Here is a 22,119-nt window from a genome sequence, read left to right as displayed (position 1 = left end):
TGATTTTGTCGACAATTAGGTTATCACTGATAAAGCATAATGATAAAAACTAGAGATCAACAGCAAGGACAAGATATGACGACCGAGAGCCAATTAATAAAAGCAGGTTCACTTACAAAGAGTTACTTCAAAGGCCCCCAAGTAGCACCGCTCACTCAACTCACCATAGGGCAATATCTAGAAAATATTGTCGACAATTATCCAGAAAGAGAAGCCATTGTTGTCTCTCATCAATCAGTTCGCTTAAATTATCGTGAGTATCTGGCAAAAATAAATCAACTTGCCGCAAGCCTTTTAGCTGTGGGGATCAAACCGGGGGATAGAGTTGGGATTTGGTCTCCGAACAACCTTGAATGGAGTCTAGTGCAATTCGCAACTGCTAAAATTGGTGTAATTATGGTGTGTATTAACCCCGCCTATCGCCCAAGCGAACTTGAATACGTGCTAAACAACGTTGAGTGTAAGATGTTAGTTATGGCGAAGTCTTTTAAACATAGCCATTACGTCGACATGATAAGAGAGCTGGCACCAGAATCCTACGACTGCATGTTTGGCGAATTATCTTCACAGCGCCTTCCCTCACTCAAACAGATTGTGCTGATTGACGAGGATATTGAACCGGGTCTAATGAATTTCAGCACTTTGTTATCCAAAGCAAATGATGCCCATTATCTTGAGGCAAATGCAATTGCAGCCAACCTAAATGCCTGTGACGCTATCAATATTCAATTCACTTCAGGTACTACAGGCAACCCGAAAGGCGCCACCCTCACCCACAGTAATATCCTCAATAACGGATTACTCGTCGCCAATGCCATGAAGCTCACAGAGCAAGACAAGCTTTGTATTCCCGTGCCGCTTTATCATTGTTTTGGTATGGTACTCGGTAATCTCGTTTGTATTAGTAAAGGTGCGTGCGCTGTATTCCCTAACGATAGCTTTGATCCGCTTGTCACCTTAGAAGTTGTCGAACGAGAAAAATGCACCGGGCTTCACGGTGTACCGACAATGTTTATCGCACAATTAGAACACTCAGACTTTATGCAATTTGATTTATCTTCGCTGCGCACTGGGGTGATGGCAGGTTCCACCTGCCCAGAGAAGGTCATGCGCCAAGTACAAACCCAAATGCATATGACCGATGTACTCATTGGTTACGGGCAAACCGAGTGCAGCCCAATCAATAATATTACCGAGATCGATTCGCCTGTAGAAAAACGCGTGCAGACTGTTGGTCGTGCTATGCCACATACCGAGGTCAAAATTATTGACGAGCTAGGACATATTGCCCCAATTGGTACGCCTGGTGAAGTATGTGCCCGAGGATATTGTGTAATGAAAGGCTATTGGCAAGACCCAGAAAAAACGGCGGCGACCATAGATGACGACGGCTGGCTACACTCTGGCGATTTAGGGGTAATGGACGACGAAGGGTTCGTTAGCATCGTCGGCCGCATAAAAGACATGATTATTCGCGGTGGCGAGAATATTTACCCCAGAGAAATTGAGGAAGTGCTTTATCATCATCATGATATTCAAGACGCCGCTGTATTTGGGATCAAAGACGAAAAATATGGTGAGGAAGTATGTGTTTGGGTTCAACTTAAGCCGGGACACTATATTTCGGAAGAAGATATTCGTGTATTTTTAAAAGATAAACTCGCCTATTTCAAAGTGCCAAAATACATCAAATTGGTTGATGCCTATCCGATGACGGTAACGGGTAAGCTCCAAAAGTTTAAAATGAGAGATCAAATGGAGCAAGAGTTACATCAAACAGCCTAATTTGCGTTCGACATCCTTGATGCCACGCAAATGGGTGTTGCGTGGCAAATCAAATAATCCTCTAAAACTCAATTCTCCCCAATACTCTCCTTAGTTAGCCTACAAAGAGTAGGAAGTTCGGTTTAATCAACACACATAAAAGCAATAAATTATTATCATTTTGTTTAACACCTATCGACTTTTGTACCCAAAAGATATAAAACAGTTTTGTTTCCATATACAGGACAATAACAATATGTTTAAATTATCAACAGTTGCCAGCCTTCTGGCATTAAGCTTTACAACGGGTGCAATGGCACAAATATCCTATCTTGAAGACACACGCGACCAAATTAGTATTCAAGATTATAGTTATGAACAAAAAGCGCTTGTAGCTGAGCAAGCAAAACTATTACTTGACGGTTTATACGTCAATAAATATGCCAAAAACCTGTACTACGGACTTTCTCCGTCCGGACACTTAGACCCAGTAGTTGCAGTAGACGACTTAATCAATAACATGGGAAATCTAAGTTCTTCTCAATTTCATCAGCAGCTGCAAAAGATCTTCTTATCTCAGCGAGATTTTCATTTGGACTATAACTACCCGGCACCAATGAAAAACTTTGTTTCTTTTGTGCCAGTTCATTTTGCACAAACCGTCAATACAGATGGCAGCAAGGAAGTACGCGTAAACCGTATCTGGCAAAACTACACCGTCCTTGCACCAGATACATCAACAGTTTCTTTAGGCGATAAAGTCATTGAATACAACGGCCAAGCAGTAACGGATGTGGTAAACAACACACTATTCCAAGGCGGTGGGGCTAATCCAGATGGCGGGTTTGTTGGTGCGTTAAATAACTTGACTATCAAATCACATAATAAACAGATGCCGCCACAAAATGATGCGCTAACGCTTACTTTGGAATCTTACGAAACGGGCGAAATATATAGTGTTAACTTGCCTTGGTTGGTTTATAACGGAAATCCGAGTACTCAAGCGAATACAGAGGACAATGCAGCGCAGTTTACGCAAAGTATTAACTATGAATTTGCTACATTTAAAGAGTTAGAAGCTGCAGCACAAGATAGTGCTTTTGCCCTAGCAGCCAATGCCACTGCTGAGCCGACGGTGACATGGAATAAAGTACAAGTAGACGGCGAGTCAGTCGGCTACATTAAGATTGCCTCTTTTTCACCTAAAAATGGAACTAACACTGCCCTTGTTGCCATCATAGATATCTTAGATAACCAGCTAAGTGACACGAAAGCACTTATTATTGATGTTAGAAGCAACCCTGGTGGTAATATTCTATATAACGACTATTTACTACAACTGTTTACACCAAAACGTGTTACTCCGTCTCATGTACGTTTTATCAACACACCTGAGAACCACCATATCCTAAACAATTCCCTGTTCGGCACTTACCTAAGTGATAATTGGCACCAAGTATTGGCTGACGTACAAGGCACCAATGAACAATACTCTGCTGCAACCTCATTCATGACAAAAGATGCAGCAAACCAGATTGGTCAGGCATATTATGGTAACGTGGGGGTTTGGGCAAACGCTAACACCTACTCTGCAGGTGATATGTTCACATGTGGTATGCAAGATAATGGTATTGCAACCGTATTTGGACAGCACGAACGTACTGGTGCAGGTGGCGCAAACGTAATTGAGCATGGTTTATTTGTACAGTACGTGGGTGCACCATATCAAGCGCTACCTTATGATCAAAGTATGCGGGTGTCGTGGCGTCAGTCGGTACGTCAAGGTCATCACATCAATGCGCTCATTGAGGATTACGGCTGTGTTGCCAATGAAGTTGTCAGTTATAACGTTGAAGACATATTCGATGGTGATACTCAAGATTTCAATACGATCGCTCGTAAGTTACTCGCAAAACCCACAGCGCGTGCAACGGTAGCATTTAATTCAGATAGATTTGCGTCGGTTGCTGAAACTAACGGAGTGTATAATTTTGATGTAACCAACACAGAATACGTAGACGTATACATTGATGGCACTAAAGTAAAACGTATTTCTGCATTTGCGTATGGTACTCAAGCTAAAACGATTAGCTATACATTACCAAGTAACGTAACGACTGGTACGGTGCAGTTTGTTGGGTTAGATAGTGGTAAAACACGTTTATGGAATTCAACGAGGTTTTTCTAATACTTTAGCTACCATTAATTTCTAAATTTGCAGCGGATGAAACCGCTGCATTTCAACAGTCTGTATAATTCACGTAGCGCTTACATCACTCTGAAAACTTTGCTCAGTAAAACTCACATCCCCCGCCGACAACATTTATAACAGATTGTTTTTATTTCACTTTTATTTTGGTTCATTTATTGCTGTTAATTTCTAAATTTTATATGAAGGAAACGAGCAATGACCAAGTGTCCATTAACCACCACCGCAGGTAATCCAATCGCCGATAATCAAAATAGTCTTACCGCAGGTCCTAGAGGCCCCTTATTGGTTGAAGATTACCAGTTAATCGAAAAACTGGCGCATCAAAATAGAGAGCGTATACCAGAGCGTACCGTGCATGCTAAAGGATGGGGTGCGTTTGGAACATTTACGGTAACAAACGACATAAGCCGATATACCAAGGCAAAGCTATTTGCTGAGGTTGGTAAGCAAACCGACATTCTGATGCGCTTTTCAACGGTAGCCGGAGAAAAAGGGGCTGCGGATGCGGAGCGTGACATAAGAGGTTTCTCGATAAAGTTTTACACTGATGAAGGAAATTGGGATTTAGTTGGCAATAATACCCCCGTATTTTTTGTCCGTGATCCGTATAAATTCCCAGATTTTATTCACACCCAAAAGCGCCACCCAAAAACCAACCTGCGTTCCAACACCGCGCAATGGGATTTTTGGTCACTGTCGCCAGAAAGCCTGCATCAAGTATTGATTTTAATGTCTGACCGTGGCTTGCCAACGGATGTAAGGCACATGAACGGCTATGGCTCTCATACCTTTAGTTTGATTAACGAGGAAAACCAAAGAGTTTGGGTGAAGTTTCATATGAAAACCCAACAAGGCCACCAGCATCATACCGATGAAGAGTCAAAATCAGTAATTGGCGAAAGCAGGGAGAGCTTTCAAGAGGACTTGCTTGAGGCCATAGAGCGCGGAAATTATCCGAAATGGGATATGAAGATTCAAGTGATGACTGAAGCGCAAGCAAAACAGTTCCAACACAATCCGTTTGATTTAACCAAAGTCTGGCCGCATGGCGACTTTCCACTCATCGATGTTGGCACACTCGAATTAAATCGCGTACCAGACAATTATTTTGCAGAGATAGAACAAGCTGCATTTAGTCCGTCTAACGTGGTGCCTGGAATTGGATTTTCTCCCGATAAAATGTTGCAAGCACGCATTTTCTCCTATGCCGATGCTCACCGCTACCGACTCGGTACGCATTATGAGGCATTACCTGTTAATCGCCCAAAATGCCCAGTACATCATTACCACAAAGACGGTGCAATGCGGTTCTTTAACAATGAACCTGGTGGTAACGAAGATGCCTACTACGAGCCTAACTCGATGGGTGGCCCAAAAGAGCGCCCAGAATATAAACGCCCTGCTCTTGAACTTGAGGGTATGGCAGATAGATACAACCACCGCAAAGACAATGATGATTTTTCACAGCCTCGTGCTCTATATTGCCTATTTGATGATGCCCAAAAGCAGCGCTTGTACGGCAACATAGCACGCGCTATGGCGGGTGTACCTGAACATATCATTGAACGCCAACTTGGGTTATTTAAATCTGTTCACGAAGAGCTCGAAGCCGGTGTTAGAACGGCACTGAATGAATAAGGTTAACTGCCTAGTCTAAACAAAAAGCTAGCACCTGAAGTGCTAGCTTTTAATGCTGCTAGATTTGTGACCATGCCTTTTTGGTTCCAAGCGCGTAAGCCCCTCCTATTACCAAACAAATAGAGGAACTCACCAGCCAAAACGTCATGCTGTTATCTGGGATCGTTGGCATGATAAAAACAAACCCAATTCCCCTTATTAAAAAGATTGCACTTATTACACACAGGGCGATTTTAAGCATAGGTAATTGTCGGATCCGTTTCGCCCCTGAAAACGCGTAGCATGACCAGAGCAGTAAAATCGTAGCGATAACGGCAGTGACAATGTGCGGATAAATAAGCCCTTGCTCGGCCATAGTAGCCATTTCCTCGCCGGCACCAAAAAATCGATACCAAGGTGCACCAAAGATAATGCAGCCAATGTGCGCCACTGCCGCAATGGCTGTACACACACCCGCGAAGAGTAGAAAATGGTTGGTCGTTTGAGTTTTCGTGTTCAAGTTCATTTCCCTATATTGTCAACTTGCTTAAGTATCACTGTTCTGCCTTTGCCTGTCGATAGATATGCGCTCAACCAGTATTGTTTGTGGGTCGTGATTTATCACGACCCAGGGTTTCAACCGCACAATGTATTGCATTAAAACCCAAAGATCGCTGAGTGAACCCGCTCCCACCCGATATGGGTTTAGCAGAAAATGGTGCAACAGAATAAACCTGTGAAGCTTGATATTTGTAAGTCGTGATTTATCACGACACAGGATTTCCACCGCACAATGTATTGCATTAAAACCCAAAGATCGCTGAGTGGACCCGCTCCCACCCGATATGGGTTTAGCAGAAAATGGTGCAACAGAATAAACCTGTGAAGCTTGATATTTGTAGGTCGTGATTTATCACGACAAAAGATTTCCGCCGCCTGAAATACGGCATTAAAACCAAAAAGATCGCTGGGTGAACCCGCTCCCACCCGATATGGGTCAGTGCAATAACAACGCTATGCTCTAGGCGCAACGAGGGGCAGATCAAACTGCACCATTAGACCACCTTTCTCGCGATTAAATAGCTTAAGTTGTCCACCGTGGGCAATGGCGACTTCATTACAAATACTCAGTCCTATGCCTGTGCCACTGGGTTTAGTAGAAAAGAATGGTAGTACTGCATTTGCTAGCTTTTCTTCTTCCATTCCTACACCTCTGTCAACAACCACGACTATCAGACGTTGATAATCAACCAGCAACTTAACACCTATTTCATCTATCTTAGATCCCGATTCATGGGCATTTTTAACCAAATTAATCAATACCTGCTCTACCTGTATGGGATCAAAAAAAGCGCACTCTACAGGGAGTGATGCGAGCAAAGTAAAGTCATAAAGCTTACCAACGGTATCAAGTAAGGGCTGCAAGGGTTGCTCTGTAATATTAGGCGCGGGCAACCTCGCAAACTCGCTATATTTAGCGACAAACTCACTCAAGTTTTCGGTGCGGTGATTAATGGTTGCCAGCATTTCAGGCAACAGTTGAATAAGAGCGTGGTTTTGCTCTTCAGCACTGCGCTCAACAATTGTATTTGCGGAGTTAGTCAGTGAAGAAATAGGCGCTAATGAATTATTGAGTTCATGACTGATAAGACGGATGGCATTTTTCCAAAGCCCTACTTCTTGACGGCTCATTTCGCTTGATAGATTTTGACACATAAGCAACACGTGCGGCTGGTGGTTGAGTGTTATGCTCTGCCTTGAAAAGTAATAGCTTTGCTTTTCATCATTGGCTTGAAAAGTCACAAATCCAGATTCTTTTTGTAGCAAAATAGTTTGCAGCTTTGGGTCTGCATTTGCAATGGCATGATGAAGCACTAGGCCGCTTAACGACTTATTGTTATTCAGTAATTTTCCCGCTTTATCATTAGCGTATACCACTTGATCAAACTGATTTAACAGTAAAATCGACACCGGCGACACCTGCAAAATAGTATCGAGTAGTAACTCCCTTTGGCTGGTGGCGTGGCGCTGCTTTTTTAGTGTTGTCGATAAACGATTATATTCCAAAATTAAATCAGACATTTCTATGCTTTCAAAATGTGTAATTTGAACTGAGAAGTCTTGATCTTTAAAACTGCGGATCCCGTCCGTTAAGCAATCTATGATCCGCTGTTGGCGAGAGAAAAAGTAACTGATACCGACAATGCCAACTACCGCCGCAACAAGCAGCCCCACCGGAATTGACAGAGTAATTGGTATTGCAAATGAAGCTGCCAGCCATAAAATAGCCGCAAACACCAATAGTGATACAAATAGGCATGCAGACACCGCGGCTTGAAGAGACACCGTCATTTTAAACCAAACTTCTCCATTCTCCGGTATAGTGCTTGCCGACTTAATCCCAGCTTTCGTGCAGCTTTACTAACTACGCCATCAGCGCTGTCTAATGCAGCTTCGATATCTGCTTGTGTATATTCAAGCGGCTCTTCATGTTGTGGTATTTGAATTGCTAAATGCTCACACTCAATTTCTTGCCCGGGGCTCAGCAACACAGCACGGCCTATGGTGTTTTCAAGCTCCCTGACGTTTCCAGGCCAAGTATGATGCTTTAACTGTTTCATTGCCGTGTTACTCAAACTCTTATTGCTAGGCAAAAAGTGATCCACTAACACGGCAATATCTTCTTTTCGCTCAGATAGTGGCGGCAGTTTCAGCTCAATCATATTGATCCGATAATACAAGTCTTCTCTAAAACTACCCGCGCGAATGGCCTCTGGTAAATTACTGTTGGTGGCACTGATCACCCTAACATTTACCCTTTTCGTAACCGTGCTGCCAACGCGTTCAAACTCACCACTTTGTAAAACCCTTAGTAACTTTTGCTGACCTGTCAAAGACAAGTTGCCGATTTCATCCAAAAACAAGGTGCCTCCATCAGCTGCTTCAAAGCGCCCAGCCCTCGATTTTTGTGCGCCTGTATAAGCACCACTTTCAACCCCAAATAACTCGGCCTCAATGAGGTCCGCCGGAATGGCCCCCGCATTCACTTTAATAAAGGGTTTATGTTTATAGCTGCTATTGGCTTGCACAATTTCTGCAATTTTCTCTTTTCCAGCGCCGTTTGGTCCTGTGATCAGAATTGGTGCATCGGAGTGCGCAACCTGCGTCGCCATTTCAAGCAAGCTCAACATGGCCGGATCGGCAACCACCACACCACACAGGTCGTATTGCGCTTTTAGCTTTTGTAATCTGGTATTGCGCTGATTAGCAGCGCTACTTACTTGCTCTTGTAGTTCTCGCATTTCGAGCAAGTTTTTCACTGAAGTGACGAGTTTATGATCTTTCCAAGGTTTAGCTAAGTAGTCTGCTGCACCATCTTTAATAAGCTCCACCGCCATTTCAAGATTCGTCCAAGCGGTCAGTAAGATGATGGGTAAGTCTGGCTCTATATCTCGAATGGCTTTATACAGGGCTTTACCTTCCGCGCCGCTGGTGGTGTCTCGGGTAAAATTCATATCTTGAATAACTAAGTCGAACTGTTTGCTACGAACCTTCTCTAGGCCCAGCTGCGGAGAGGTAACACCTTCACACGGAATATCATTGAGCAACAAAAGGACTTTAATGGCTTGAATTACATCCGGATTATCGTCAATTACCAATACACTCATGAACGCTTTTTATCCTAATTTGTAGATTTAGCCCCTTTCGGGGCTTTGTTGTTTTTATTATTAACTGGATTTAGTTACTTGTGCCGGCGACACTTTCGCAGCTTCTTTGGCAGGCAGGTACACTGCCAATGTACTCACAAGCCAAGTAAAAATAGCTACCCCAACCAATAACGGGATCTCTACCACACTTTGCACGCGAACATTATTCATCAAAAAATAGTAAAGCAAAATCGAGAGACCAAAGCCTAGCACTAAACCGATAAAGACTAAAATTGTATTTTCTTTAATTAAAGACCACATCACTTTGCCTTTAGATGCACCTAACGCACGAAGAACACCATGATCTTTCTTTCTTAGGCTAACAGAAAAACTGACAAGTGCGATAATACCAAGCGCGGTGACCACGCATGCTATGATGCTTATACCTGCCATGGTGAGTGCAAAGGTGCTACGGCCATCCCACAAACGTTTTTTTGCTCTGGCAACAAACTCTACTCGCTCAACCATTCGCCCGTTGGTGTGATAAAGTGCCGTTTCAACTTCTTCTAGCACTCGCTCAGACACGCCTTTTTCAACTCTGACTAAATAATTTGCCCGTTGACGGTTACCCCAAATGACTTCAGGTACAACCCCTGAATTGTAGGGTTGTTGATTGTATGTTGCGCCTTCTCCAAGCATTTTACCTTTATAAACACCAACTACTTGATGTGGAATACGCTGCCTTGAAATATACACCGTCTGTCCAAGGGCTGAGTCATCACCAAATAAGGACGTGGCAAGGTCGTCACTTATCATAATAACGCCTGCATTTTTTGTTGCCTCATCACCTTTGATAAATTCGCTGGCATAAAATCTACGCCCCTCAACGAGTTCAAGCCCAAGTACATCTACCCCTTTTTCATCCAAGCCAAAGTAGCCGAACACGCTGTAATCCGTTTCTGGTTGAGTATCTTTAAAAATAGTCCATCCAGGGCCTAAGCTGTTTAATACCAGCTCTCTACCAGCATAAGATGCAGCAACGACCCCCGGCACATTTTCAATCGCTTGAATATCCTTTTCTATAAGTGACTGCACGTCTACGGAGGTATCAAACACACGCGTCGTTACATTGAGAATTTGTTGCTCTTCCAACTTTGAAGGAATTAGCCAGTTTTGCAGCGTTGCATAGCTGATAAACACGGTATTGCTGACAATCATCACGGTGATCGCGATTTGTAGAATGATTAACAGTGCAATACTTTTTTGCTTTAAGATCAGTTTTAAAATATGTTTAATCGCCATACTTACCCCCTTAATTCCGCAGCTGGTGATACACGGCTACTACGGTATACCGGATATAATCCAGATATCCCAACCGCCAAGAAAATGCCTATGGTGGTCAAAAGTGCCAGCTCACCATCAAACTGATAGATTTGACGAACTTGCTCGGCAAATGCCATATAATCTGCCTGATACATACGTAGGTGGAACATCAATTCAAGTCCCGCGAATGCCAATACAAAGCCAAGTGCTACGGACGCAACCGTGAGCATCAAGATCTCTAAAAAGTGAATTTTCATTATTACCCCACGGTTTGCGCCGAGCGCTCGATAAAGGGAAATAAGCTTGCGATTGGCTTGGAATTTGGCGAGCAAAATGCCAACCGTATTCACTAAACAAATACCAAACAGAAAATACGAAAACGTTAGGTAAATGGCTTCCCATGCCAAAAAGCGCTGGATCAAAATATAGAGCTCGCCCATGCTATAAAAATCGGTGAGATTATTATGTTGAAAACGGCCTACCGCTTGCTGATTTGCAATATAGTTATTCAACCAAGTTTTTAGTTCTGCAAGATGTGCCGCCCCCATATCATTTTGGTACTGGAACCAAACCGTCAAATAACCACATTCAGCACTTTTCAGCATGTCGATATTGCCGCTGCGTGGGTTGGTTGCGGTGTATAAATCGTCGGTTCTACACGATACTTGCCCTGTTCGTGGAAAGTTTTGCGCATAGGCATAATTTAGCGGGATAAAAGCATCGTGATTGTAATTATTACTAAAGCTCAAATCTTGGAAACGACGTTTATAATTACTTAAATCAACCACGCCCACGACTTGTATTTGTTCGCCTTGAACTTGAATAAACTGCCCGACAGAATTCGCCCCACCAAAAAGATGGTCGTTAGCGTTTTTACTGATCACAGCGACCGCTTCACCACTTTGTTGGCTTTGTTCACTCCAAGAAGCTCCGTGGATAAACGGCGCATCTAGTACACTAAACATATCTCTATCTGTACCAGAAGCTTCTACACTAATAGGCCTAACTGAGTTATCCGCCAGCCCCACAATAAACTCTGTGGTGTAGTTAAATGATAGATGCTCGTATGGTAAATCCGCTTGCTTAAGCGCCTCTGCATCTTGATATGTCCAGCGAGGAAATTGGTTAAAATCGACAACGTCTTGGTCGCTATCAAAAAAATTCAGACCCGCGGTGTACAAGTAATCACCCTTATGACCAATCACCTCACTGCTGCTTTGTTTTACAATGGCTGACATCGTCAACATCAAGGTGATCCCAACTGCAAGGTTGATCACCATCAGTGCGCTTAGCTTGGGTTTTTGCTTTAATCCCTGCCAAGCTAATAGTATTAGCTCTTTCATCGCTTGCTCCTATACTGCCAGTTCGGTTAGCTGAGATTTAGTGATGTCGGTTAGCTCACCATCAAGAATTTGGATATTACGACCCGCTCTTCGAGCCAGCTCATTGTCATGGGTTACCATAATCAATGTGGTGCCCGCCTGATTCACTTCTTGTAATAAATCCATCACTTGTCTTGCCATTAAGCTGTCTAAGTTACCCGTAGGCTCATCCGCAAGTAGGAATCTAGGTTTCCCTGCAAGCGCCCTGGCAATAGCCACACGCTGCTGTTGCCCACCACTTAGTTGTGCAGGATGATGTTTCATTCGGCTTGCAAGCCCAACGAGTTCAAGCGCTTCTTCAATGCGCTTTTTACGCTCACTGGCTTTTATTCCCCTAAAAATAAGGGGGACTTCAACGTTGTCATATAAAGATAAGTCGCTGATAAGATTAAAGCCTTGGAAGATAAAGCCAATTTTTTCGTTTCGTAGCTGTGACAGCTTTTTATCGTTAAGATTGGCAACGTTTTCACCATCTAAAAAATAGTCACCACGCTCAAAACGCTCTAATAAACCCGCAATATTCAAAAAAGTGGTTTTACCCGATCCTGACGGCCCTGTAACCGCAATAAACTCACCCTCTTCAATGGTTAAGTTGACATTACTGAGCGCATGGGTCTCTATAAGATCAGTGCGGTAAATTTTGCTTACTTCATTCATCTTTAACATTGTCTATTCCTTCTCATTCTTATTCGATGCGCAAGATGGGGCTACTTCCCGAGTAATACTCGCGCTTTGTTATTGAACGGATCTAAACTTGAGATCACGATTTCTTGTCCTTCACTCAGGCCCTCGATAATCTCAACTTCAGAAATACTTTTTACACCGAGCTGAATGGGTGTTTGATCAGCCTGCTCACCGACAACCGCATAGGTAAAACGCCCTGCGCCAGTTTCAACAAATGCACCACGCCTTACTTTGAGCACGTCTTGCTTTTGCGACAGAATAATTCTTGTAGATACCTTTTGGTTTTGGCGAAGACCACTTGGTTGTTCATCAAAACGTACTCGCGCACTGACACGGCCAGCTTCAATTTCAGGAGAGATAGCGACCAGTTTTGCATGATATTGGTATTGATTGATAAATACTTCAGCGGCCATGCCTACCCCCAAATTGTCGGCGTAAATTTCTGGTATTTGCGCTTCAACCTCAAGCTCTGAAAGGTCAACCAAGGATATTAGCGCCGCATCTCGCTGTACAAACTGCTTTTGCTGGACATGCACCGTACCAACAATACCCGACAACGGCGATATAATGTTCAGTGCCGCTACCTGACGCTGCACTTCTTCTAAAATATGCTGTTGTCTGGTTAGGCTCAGCTCGCTACTTTTTAGCTCAAACGCAAGTCGCTCTTGCTCAAGCTTCAGCGAATCGATGGCGTGCCGCTCTTGTAGCTGCGCGCGCTTAAGTTCTACCATTGACTGTTCAAGCTCTAATTTTGAGATAATTTGCTTTTCGATGCTTTGTTTTGAGCGCGCCATTTCCCGCTCTGCCGCTTCTAAGTCTACTTTCGCCATTTCCATGCGTTGTTCGGTATCGAGTAGCTGCTGTTTAATCGAGATCCTTTGGCGCTCAACTTCCGTTTGTAAACGTTCAAATGTCGCCTCTTCTTGTAGTAAACGGTTGGTTAGCTCGGGACTATCGATACTAAGCAACGCTTGCCCTGCTTTGATGGCGTCACCGGGTTTAACGTTTAGCGTTACTGTGCCCGATGCGATGGCGTATAAGTCGGGATTATTCGCAGCGAGCGTGCGCCCTTCAACACGAATATCTTCGCTAATATCACCTCTCACTACCGTGGCGAGACGTACTTGCTCCCGCGATACGGTTTGCTCTGCTGACAGAATCGTGTTAATGCTTGGCCAAGCACTGGTTAATCCACCTAAGGTGATGCCAACGGCCAATAACGCAATCACAGGCTTTTTTATGGTTCGCTTTTTTGCGATTTGTTTGTCTTGCGCACTTGTATCTTTAATCATGCTACCTCCTTGCGGACAAGTGGGTGTCCGCGATTATCATGAATAACTAATTACAAGTAGCATGCCATAATTTATATTATTGTTTTATATGGTATTTATGAGATTAAACGGCTTTATTCAAGGGGATTGGACGGACACCGGACAGTTTGCGGACAATAGCAGAACGTGACTAAAACTGGTAGGTCGTGATTTATCGCGATATCAGATTTTTGAGGTAACCGCACTCAAAAGATCGCGGGATGAACCCGCTCCTAACTAATGTTGATGCGCGTTTAGCGTTAGGGGTAACCTGCTAACACACAAAAACTATTGGTGCTGGCTCACATCCCACAATTGCTTTAGCTCTTCAATAATGGCGGGGTCGTCAATGGTAGATGGCACGATAATGTCTTCTCCGTCTACCAGCTGGCGTAGGTTCTTTCTGAGAATTTTACCCGAACGGGTTTTGGGTAAACGCTCAACCACTTTAATGGTTTTAAGGCAGGCAATCGCGCCGATTTTTTCGCGGATCAGGCTTCTTATCTCCTCGGCAATTGCCGACTCAGTGGTGTTTACGCCATCTTTCAATACCACCATGGCAATGGGTACTTGACCTTTTAACTCGTCTTTACCGGCGAATACGGCGCATTCTGCAATTGCATTGTGACCAGCAACGATTTCTTCCATTTCACCGGTTGACAGTCTATGCCCGGCTACGTTTATTACGTCATCGGTGCGTCCCATAATAAACAGGTAGCCGTCTTCATCAAAATAGCCGCCGTCACCAGATAGATAATAGCCGGGGTATTGTGATAAGTAACTGCCTTTAAAGCGCGCCGTGTTATTCCAAATAGTGGTTAAACAACCGGGAGGGAGTGGTAATTTCACCGCAACAACACCTTGTTGATTGGCTTCACATGTACTGCCGTCCACATCAAGGATCTCGACTTGATAGCCCGGTGTAGGAACTGTGGCACTGCCCGCCTTTGTAGGCATCAATTCAATCCCAACTGGGTTACACGCAATTGCCCAACCCGTTTCCGTTTGCCACCAGTGATCAATTACCGGCAGCTTTGTGGTGGACTGTAGCCAGTCGTAGGTAGCAGGGTCAAGTCGTTCACCTGCTAAAAATAGCGCTTTTAGACTGTTGGTGTTGTAGTTAGCCAAAAGCGCTGCGCTCGGATCTTCTTTTTTTATGGCACGAAATGCCGTCGGTGCACTAAAAAGTGCTGCCACTTGGTATTCTTCAACCACTCGCCAAAATGCCCCTGCATCTGGAGTTTTAATCGGTTTTCCTTCGTATAATACGCTGGTGCAACCATAAATCAGCGGGCCATAGACAATATAAGAATGCCCCACAACCCAGCCAATGTCGGATGCTGCCCAGAACACTTCACCGGGCTCCATGCCGTAAACGGTTTTCATACTGTAGTTTAATGCCACAGCGTGACCGCCCTGCTCTCGCACTACTCCTTTGGGCGTGCCTGTGGTGCCAGAGGTATACAAAATATAAAGCGGATGCGTGCTTGGTAACGGCACGGCATCAAAGGATTCAGGCGTGTTTGCCACCACAGCCCAATCTAGGTCCCTTGGCGATGACATCTGCGCTTGGTATGCTTCACGCTGTAACACAATGCAATGTTCAACTTGATGTTTTGCCAACGAAAGCGCCTCGTCCAGCATAGGTTTGTATTCAATGGTGCGGCCTATTTCAATTCCGCAAGACGCACTGATCACCAGTTTTGGTTTCGCATCATCTATTCTCACCGCAAGCTCATGAGGTGCAAAACCGCCAAACACCACGGAATGAATAGCACCCACGCGCGCACAAGCAAGCATAGCAACGGCCGCCTCTGGCACCATGGGCATATAAATTACGACCCTATCCCCTACGCTTACACCAAGTTGATTTAAGCCAGCCGCAAAATGGCTCACTTGAGAGAGCAACTCGCGATAGCTAATTTTGCGTTTGGTATTCGTCACCGGCGAGTCATAAATTAATGCAGTTTGCTCGCCTCGGCCTTGGTGTACGTGGTGGTCGAGTGCCAAATAACTGGTATTCATCAAACCATCACTAAACCAATGACTCAGCCCCTCATGGTCTTGGTTATGTCCGATTTTTGGTGGCGTATGCCAATCAAGCCGGGCCGCTTCTTTAAGCCAAAATGCCTCTGGGTCTTGGGAAAATGTTTGATATGCCTGTTGATAGGTTGTTGTTGTCATATTAAGTTACTCAGTTTCGCTGGAACTTAGTAAAGATAGATAAAAAACCGCCAAGTTTTGATGAGACTTTAGTCTTGCGAGGATGATATAAATCAAAGTTGGGGTCGTTAGATATGATTATGTTTGGGTAAGGAGCAGCCTCTAGTACGGGTATTAATGAGCACTTGTTCTTCTAATTTGATATATATGTAATCATAGCGTCCTGAACAATAGCCATGAGAATAGATATGACTATTATTCAGAAATCCACTAGGGCCTATACAACCAAATTTACCTACTGCTCGCTTTCAAGCTTTAGCAGCAATGCTTTGATATCATCTTTTGCGCCGGTGATATGTTTTTTCAAAAAGTCACAAGCCCCTTTGGTATTTTTATCGCGGCATAGCTCTAATAGCTGGCGGTGTTCCTCTGGTGCGGTTTTAATGCCGCCCGCAAGTAGGATGTGCATGCGCACGTAGCGCTCGGAGTTTTTACTGTACACATCCACCAGCTCGCGAGTTTGTGGGCGCTGTGCTTTGCTGTAGAGTTTGCTGTGAAATTCGGCGTTGAGTTTGCCCGTTGCCAGCTGTGTATCACCAGCGGCAGTGGCTTCTTCAAGCTCGGCTAAGATGGCTTCAGCTTCGAGCAGGTCGCGTGCGGTTAACTTGTCGATTGAGTGGCGTAACAGCTCAGCTTCCAACAATGCCCGTAGATCAAATATTTCATCGATTTGCTCGGCACTTAAGCGAGTGACCGTCGCACCTTTGTGCGCTTCAAAGTTAACTAAGCCTTCGGCTTCTAGTTGCAGGAGTGCTTCTCTAACGGGAATACGGCTTACATTTAACTCATCTGCCAGCGCGGCTTGCCTCAGCGGCTCGCCCGCTTTGATTTCGCCAGTGAGGATTTTTTCACGAATTGCTTCAGCAACTAATTGAGTTCGAGTTTTATGTACAATCGCCATAGTATTTAGTAATTATTGTTTTATGAACTCATTATAAACGTATCTGAGTTCAAATTGCATGTTTGTCGAGTATATAAGTTCGATGTGCGAATTATGTCTAAATAAAAAAGCCCATAGCAATACTATGGGCTTGGTTTGCTTAACTTTGTATACAAATTGGTCTTACGAATCGTTTTAGCGCTTCTAGCCCTACCGATGTTGAACGTACATCAGTTGATGACGGAAACGGCCCACCATGGTTCATGGTGGCGCACACTTCAACGCCCGTTGGCATTTGCCCGTAAATCAATCGACCTACGCGGTATTGTAACGCCTCTATAATATCTTCGGCTTGATGTAGGTCAGACTCAGTGCCATGAATACTGGCGGTGAGCTGTCCATCTAAGTCTGCGATTAAGTCATCAAGCTGCGCTAAGTTGTCATAGCTCACCACTAAAGCACTTGGCCCAAAGACTTCTTCTTTAAGCCTTGTATCGGTTGCAAAGCTTTCGCTATCCGTTAGGAACAAGTGGGCGCTTGCGTGAAACGGCTGTGCTTGCTCACCAGCGCTTAATAAGGTTACCTGAGGGTGTGCTTTTAGCGCCGCGATGCTGTTTTGATAAGCTTTTAAAATGCCCGAAGTCAATAGGGTATCTGAAGGCGCTGCGCTAATATTTTGTTTAGCCGTCTCGATAAATGTTTGTGAATGATTGCTTGGCACCAACCAAATACCGGGGCTAGTGCAAAATTGGCCATTACCCATAAGTAAAGACTGGACAAATTGTGCACCAAGCTCTGCGCCTTGCGACTGTACCTTTTCAGGTAAGACAATTTGCGGATTTACGCTGCCAAGCTCACCGTAAAGCGGGATAGGTTCATGGCGCTTCGCGATGGTATCTTGCAATGCCTTTGCAACGCCAAAGGAGCCTGTAAATCCAACCGCTTTGATAGGCTCGGCTTTCACCAGCCAATGCGCGACATCGTATGCTTTCGCTTGCAGCATTGAAAACACCCCGCTTGGCATATCGCACTTGCTTATTGCTGTGGCGATGGCTTTGGTCATTAGCTCACACGTTGCTGGATGCGCTGGATGTCCTTTATACACCACAGGGCAACCAGCGGCTAACGCAGCTGCAGTATCGCCCCCGAGCGTAGAGAAGGCATACGGGAAGTTTGACGCGCCGAACACCGCAATAACGCCAATAGGAATATGCTTAAGCTGTGTTTTTGGCTTAGGCAGCGGCGTGCGATTTGGGTCGGCTTGCTCTTCTTTATCTAGACTGAGCTCTGCTAGGTTATCTCTCAGCGCTGCGGCAAATGCGTTTAATTGGTTTACCGTGCGGCCACGCTCGCCCTCAAGCCTAGGCCTTGGCAGGTTAGTTTCTGCCATTGTGGTGGTGATCAGCTCATCACCTAAGGCGAGAATTTCTTGTGCTATGGTTTCTAGAAACTCTGCACGAGCAGTCATCGACGTTTTACGATAAGCCTTAAAAGCTTGCTCCGCTGCATTAACGGCTTCCTCTACTTGTGCTTCACTGGCGTTAAAAAATGCTTGCGTTAACGGTTCATTGGTTGCCGGGCAAAACGCGTAAAACGTTGTTGCCGCTTGTGCGGCTTGCCACGCACCGTTGATGTAGCTCTTTCCTGATAAATTCATTGTTAGCTCCTGTTTTCTTTCAGTCTTAATGGCTAGAGCACCTGAAAACCAAATGCATACGGGTCTTCGTCATCTACAGTGATACAATTACTCCCCGTTTGACGTGCCCAACCTTGAATACTTGGCAGAATTGCGGCTTTTCCCGCGACTTCAGTTGTGCCTTCGACCTTACCGATAAATTGGCTGCCTATGATGCTCTCGTGAACAAAGGTATCGCCATCTTTTAGCAGTCCTTTTGCAAACAACTGTGCCATTCGTGCACTTGTGCCGGTACCACAAGGCGACCTATCAATCGCTTTATCGCCATAAAATACCGCGTTGGCCGCATGACTATCTGGATGTTGTGGCGCGCCTGTCCACAACACGTGGGAGGCACCACACACGGTAGAGTCTTCAGGATGAATTGGATTTATTTGCGCATTAACTGCCGCGCGCACTTTGGGGCTCCACGCCAGTAATTCGGCGGCGCAACTTTGATCCACACCAGCAAATAGACTTTGAGGCTCAACAATAATGTAAAAGTTACCGCCATAGGCAATATCAACGATGAGCTCCCCTAGCCCATCAACATGGACAGGCACCGCTTGGTAAGCCAAAAATGCCGGCACATTGTAGAGCCTTACCCAAGTCACTTTACCTGCTTTCATCTCATAATAAGCATTCACGCGCCCCGCAGGGGTGTCAAGCTTGAGTACCCCCTGTTCCTTTGGAGTAATAAGGCTGCTTTCAAGACCAAAAGTGACTGTCCCGATAGTGCCATGCCCACACATAGGCAAGCACCCAGAGGTTTCGATAAATAGGATTGCCACATCCCCATCAGCAGTGGTCGGTGGATATAAAAAGGCACCCGACATCATGTCATGGCCTCTAGGCTCAAACATCAGTGCGCGCCTTATCCAATCGTAGTCACGTAAAAAATGCTGGCGCTTTTCACTCATGCTCTCGCCCAAAAGCGTTGGATGACCGCTTGTGACCAAGCGCACGGGATTGCCACAGGTGTGGCCATCTATACAATAGTAGGTGCCTAAAATCATACGCTTAGTCCAAGTTATATTGGCTTAAGTCAATTCGATTTGCCATCGCTTCCTCGTACAAACGACTCACGTAAGCCTTTTGCTCTTGGGTGAGTGGCAATCTTGGAGAACGAGTCACTTCACTACCACGTCCAGCCAAATGTTCTGCATATTTGATGCACTGTACCAGTGTGGGAATAGTATCTAAGCGTAGCAAAGGTAAAAACCAACGCCACAGCGCGCGCGCTTCCTCATAGCGACCTTGTTCAGCAAGTTTATAAATAGCCACTGACTCGCGTGGGAATACATTGGTCAATCCCGAGATCCAACCCGTCGCACCAAGCATCAGGCTTTCCAGTGCGATATCATCAACACCACCAAATACCACGTAGCGATCGCCAAATGCGCTAAACAGCTCGCTAATACGACGGGTATCTTCCGTTGCTTCTTTTACAGAAACAATATTGGACTCCTCAGCTAAGGTTTTCATGCCTTCAATAGACACATCGACACCGTAGGTCACCGGATTGTTGTAAATCATAATCGGTAATGCCGTGCTTCGCGCAACCTGTTGGTAATGATGGATCGCTTCGCGCTCGGTTGAGCGGTAAACCATCCCCGGCAATACCATCAGTCCATCTATGCCGAGCGCTTCTGCATCCTTGGCAAACTCGACAGCAAGCGCAGTTGTGGTTTCAGCCACGCCACTAAGTAGTGGCACTCTATCACCTACCACTTCTGTTGCAGCTTTTAAAACTTGGCGTTTCTCGTCAGCCGTGAGTGAGCAATTTTCACCGACGGTGCCTAATACTATGATGCCATGAACCCCTTCGTTAATCAGGTTATCTATCATCTCTTTGGTAGTATCAAAGTTGATGCTTTCATCATCATGGAATTGAGTGGTTACTGCTGGATATACACCCTGCCAATTTACGTTCATGGTTCTCGCCTTTCATTAGGTTGTTTAGTTATTGTGCTTGCCATCATAGGTATATTGTATACAATAATCAATATTCAAAAGAGAGATTTTTTAGCCATCAACTCAAATGACTGGCCTAAATATCTGTAATCTTATGATTTATAAGTGGTAAATTTTTTCTTGTAGGTATTTAAACGAGGCCTGATTGATGTCTATGTGGAAATACAATTTAGGATGGTGAGGTAAATTGTGGAAAGTAATAATAAAATTGCAGTGATAGGCGCAGGGATCATTGGGATCACCACCGCACTGCAATTAGCTCGACGAGGCCACGCTGTTACCTTGTTCGATAAAAATCAGCCCGCAGAGGGGTGCTCTAAGGGTAACGCGGGGCATTTTGCCACAGAGCAGGTATTCCCCATGGCAGACGCAGCTTTACTCACAAAAGTACCTGGCATGTTAGTCAATCCGGTGGGGCCTTTGCGAATTGAGACCACCTCTTTGCTCAAAAATATTCCGTGGTTTGTCCGCTTCTTAAAGCAAATGAAAAGTAGCTATTTCCACAAAGGTACAATCGCACTTAGAAGTTTAAATGAACGCGCACTACCCGCATACCAGCGTTTACTTGGTGATAAGTATCATACACTTATATCTAGCAACGGCAGTTTACTGGTATTTGAAGGTGACGAAAGCTCTGCACGTCAAAGCTATAAAAAATACGCCGAACAAGACATCTCAGTGAGCTTACTTACAGGTGATCAAGCCCGAGAAATGGAGCCGAGCCTATCAAGTACCATTACCTCGGCACTGTATTTTGATAAAGTCGCGCATAGCACAGATCCCTACGCTCTCTGTTTGACGTTATATGAGCAGTTTATGGAGCTAGGGGGAGCATTCCAACAAGGCTCGATCGACAATATTACCCACACAGAGCATGGCTACACACTCAACTCGAATAACCACAAGATGGCCTTTAACAAAGTCGTTGTGGCAACGGGTGCTGCAAGTAAAACGCTCTGTGCGTCTTTAGGTTACTCACTGCCCATGATTGCCGAGCGCGGTTATCACAACATGTTGGCAGTGAATAATACGCTTACACGACCTGTCGCATCAAGTGAGCGAGGGTTTATTATGACGCCCATGTCACAAGGTTTGCGACTGGCCGGCACGGTAGAATTTGCCACATTGGAGAGTAAACCCAACTACCGCCGTGCTCGCGCATTATTGCATCATGCAAGTATATTGTTAAACTCATCGCTGCCACAGCAAAATGATAACTTGTGGGTTGGCTGCCGTCCCTCACTCCCAGATTATTTACCTGTCATCGGACAAGCGCCAAATCATCACAACCTTTATTTTGCACTGGGTCATCAGCACTTAGGACTGACCCAAGCCGCAATTTCAAGTGAATGTATCGCAGATCTTATTGACAACAAGCCCAACGACATCGATCTTACTCCCTTTAGTATTGCTCGATTTAATTAGCTA

The 22,119-nt window shown here is 44.9% G+C and carries 16 protein-coding genes; 4 read left to right on the top strand and 12 right to left on the bottom strand.

Translation table 11 applies throughout. The annotated features are described in order from the left end of the window. Positions 1-75: 75 nt before the first annotated feature. The 3 genes from EXT47_RS07955 (at position 76) to EXT47_RS07945 (ending at position 5,614) form a co-directional block, all read left to right on the top strand. The gene (locus tag EXT47_RS07955; RefSeq protein ID WP_130126248.1) at positions 76-1,785 is read left to right on the top strand and encodes an AMP-binding protein; all 1,710 of its coding nucleotides are present in this window, start codon (positions 76-78) and stop codon (positions 1,783-1,785) included. A gap of 235 nt (positions 1,786-2,020) precedes the next feature. Further along, positions 2,021-3,952 carry a S41 family peptidase gene (locus EXT47_RS07950; protein ID WP_130126247.1) on the top strand — a complete coding sequence of 644 codons (1,932 nt, stop codon included), beginning with the start codon at positions 2,021-2,023 and terminating at the stop codon, positions 3,950-3,952. A gap of 219 nt (positions 3,953-4,171) precedes the next feature. Next, a complete protein-coding gene (locus EXT47_RS07945; RefSeq protein ID WP_130126246.1) occupies positions 4,172-5,614 on the top strand; it encodes a catalase in 1,443 nt (480 codons plus the stop codon). A gap of 58 nt (positions 5,615-5,672) precedes the next feature. Here the strand turns inward: EXT47_RS07945 and EXT47_RS07940 are convergent, their stop codons facing one another. The 12 genes from EXT47_RS07940 to EXT47_RS07885 form a co-directional block, all read right to left on the bottom strand. Further along, complete coding sequence (locus EXT47_RS07940) at positions 5,673-6,119, bottom strand: hypothetical protein (RefSeq protein ID WP_039495765.1); 447 nt, start codon at positions 6,117-6,119, stop codon at positions 5,673-5,675. A gap of 488 nt (positions 6,120-6,607) precedes the next feature. Continuing rightward, the gene (locus EXT47_RS07935) at positions 6,608-7,945 is read right to left on the bottom strand and encodes a PAS domain-containing sensor histidine kinase (protein ID WP_130126245.1); all 1,338 of its coding nucleotides are present in this window, start codon (positions 7,943-7,945) and stop codon (positions 6,608-6,610) included. Next, on the bottom strand, positions 7,942-9,261 hold the full coding sequence (locus EXT47_RS07930) for a sigma-54 dependent transcriptional regulator (RefSeq protein ID WP_130126244.1): 1,320 nt from the start codon (positions 9,259-9,261) through the stop codon (positions 7,942-7,944). The genes EXT47_RS07935 and EXT47_RS07930 overlap by 4 nt, the downstream gene beginning before the upstream one ends. A gap of 60 nt (positions 9,262-9,321) precedes the next feature. Beyond that, positions 9,322-10,542 (bottom strand): ABC transporter permease, encoded by a 1,221-nt coding sequence (locus EXT47_RS07925; protein ID WP_130126243.1) that lies wholly within the window; start codon positions 10,540-10,542, stop codon positions 9,322-9,324. A gap of 2 nt (positions 10,543-10,544) precedes the next feature. Next, the gene (locus EXT47_RS07920) at positions 10,545-11,906 is read right to left on the bottom strand and encodes an ABC transporter permease (protein WP_130126242.1); all 1,362 of its coding nucleotides are present in this window, start codon (positions 11,904-11,906) and stop codon (positions 10,545-10,547) included. A 9-nt stretch (positions 11,907-11,915) separates the two neighbouring features. After that, entirely contained in the window at positions 11,916-12,611 is a 696-nt protein-coding gene (locus EXT47_RS07915) for an ABC transporter ATP-binding protein (protein WP_010604884.1), read from the bottom strand. Positions 12,612-12,652: 41 nt separating this feature from the next. Continuing rightward, positions 12,653-13,921, bottom strand: a complete 1,269-nt coding sequence (locus tag EXT47_RS07910; RefSeq protein ID WP_130126241.1) for an efflux RND transporter periplasmic adaptor subunit — start codon at positions 13,919-13,921, stop codon at positions 12,653-12,655. A 306-nt stretch (positions 13,922-14,227) separates the two neighbouring features. After that, positions 14,228-16,123, bottom strand: a complete 1,896-nt coding sequence (locus EXT47_RS07905) for a propionyl-CoA synthetase (RefSeq protein WP_039495758.1) — start codon at positions 16,121-16,123, stop codon at positions 14,228-14,230. 274 nt (positions 16,124-16,397) lie between these two features. Beyond that, positions 16,398-17,063 (bottom strand): GntR family transcriptional regulator, encoded by a 666-nt coding sequence (locus EXT47_RS07900; RefSeq protein WP_039495756.1) that lies wholly within the window; start codon positions 17,061-17,063, stop codon positions 16,398-16,400. A 139-nt stretch (positions 17,064-17,202) separates the two neighbouring features. Beyond that, on the bottom strand, positions 17,203-18,699 hold the full coding sequence (locus EXT47_RS07895; RefSeq protein ID WP_130126240.1) for an aldehyde dehydrogenase (NADP(+)): 1,497 nt from the start codon (positions 18,697-18,699) through the stop codon (positions 17,203-17,205). A gap of 32 nt (positions 18,700-18,731) precedes the next feature. Then, positions 18,732-19,733 carry a 4-hydroxyproline epimerase gene (locus EXT47_RS07890; protein WP_130126239.1) on the bottom strand — a complete coding sequence of 334 codons (1,002 nt, stop codon included), beginning with the start codon at positions 19,731-19,733 and terminating at the stop codon, positions 18,732-18,734. A 4-nt stretch (positions 19,734-19,737) separates the two neighbouring features. Then, the gene (locus EXT47_RS07885; RefSeq protein ID WP_039495753.1) at positions 19,738-20,652 is read right to left on the bottom strand and encodes a dihydrodipicolinate synthase family protein; all 915 of its coding nucleotides are present in this window, start codon (positions 20,650-20,652) and stop codon (positions 19,738-19,740) included. A 228-nt stretch (positions 20,653-20,880) separates the two neighbouring features. Between EXT47_RS07885 and EXT47_RS07880 the strand changes: the two genes are divergently transcribed. Beyond that, complete coding sequence (locus EXT47_RS07880; RefSeq protein ID WP_039495752.1) at positions 20,881-22,116, top strand: FAD-binding oxidoreductase; 1,236 nt, start codon at positions 20,881-20,883, stop codon at positions 22,114-22,116. The last annotated feature ends 3 nt before the right edge of the window (positions 22,117-22,119 follow it).

This window comes from Pseudoalteromonas sp. CO342X (assembly GCF_004208915.1).
In the GTDB taxonomy this organism is placed as follows: Bacteria; Pseudomonadota; Gammaproteobacteria; order Enterobacterales; family Alteromonadaceae; genus Pseudoalteromonas; species Pseudoalteromonas maricaloris.
This window is presented reverse-complemented; position numbering and strand designations above follow the sequence as displayed.

Coding starts and splice junctions, on each gene's coding strand:
- EXT47_RS07955 (WP_130126248.1), top strand. CDS start 76: ATGACGACCGAGAGCCAATTAATAAAAGCAGGTTCACTTACAAAGAGT.
- EXT47_RS07945 (WP_130126246.1), top strand. CDS start 4,172: ATGACCAAGTGTCCATTAACCACCACCGCAGGTAATCCAATCGCCGAT.
- EXT47_RS07900 (WP_039495756.1), bottom strand. CDS start 17,063: ATGGCGATTGTACATAAAACTCGAACTCAATTAGTTGCTGAAGCAATT.
- EXT47_RS07925 (WP_130126243.1), bottom strand. CDS start 10,542: ATGGCGATTAAACATATTTTAAAACTGATCTTAAAGCAAAAAAGTATT.
- EXT47_RS07950 (WP_130126247.1), top strand. CDS start 2,021: ATGTTTAAATTATCAACAGTTGCCAGCCTTCTGGCATTAAGCTTTACA.
- EXT47_RS07910 (WP_130126241.1), bottom strand. CDS start 13,921: ATGATTAAAGATACAAGTGCGCAAGACAAACAAATCGCAAAAAAGCGA.
- EXT47_RS07915 (WP_010604884.1), bottom strand. CDS start 12,611: ATGTTAAAGATGAATGAAGTAAGCAAAATTTACCGCACTGATCTTATA.
- EXT47_RS07935 (WP_130126245.1), bottom strand. CDS start 7,945: ATGACGGTGTCTCTTCAAGCCGCGGTGTCTGCATGCCTATTTGTATCA.
- EXT47_RS07930 (WP_130126244.1), bottom strand. CDS start 9,261: ATGAGTGTATTGGTAATTGACGATAATCCGGATGTAATTCAAGCCATT.
- EXT47_RS07890 (WP_130126239.1), bottom strand. CDS start 19,733: ATGATTTTAGGCACCTACTATTGTATAGATGGCCACACCTGTGGCAAT.
- EXT47_RS07920 (WP_130126242.1), bottom strand. CDS start 11,906: ATGAAAGAGCTAATACTATTAGCTTGGCAGGGATTAAAGCAAAAACCC.
- EXT47_RS07905 (WP_039495758.1), bottom strand. CDS start 16,123: ATGACAACAACAACCTATCAACAGGCATATCAAACATTTTCCCAAGAC.
- EXT47_RS07940 (WP_039495765.1), bottom strand. CDS start 6,119: ATGAACTTGAACACGAAAACTCAAACGACCAACCATTTTCTACTCTTC.
- EXT47_RS07885 (WP_039495753.1), bottom strand. CDS start 20,652: ATGAACGTAAATTGGCAGGGTGTATATCCAGCAGTAACCACTCAATTC.
- EXT47_RS07895 (WP_130126240.1), bottom strand. CDS start 18,699: ATGAATTTATCAGGAAAGAGCTACATCAACGGTGCGTGGCAAGCCGCA.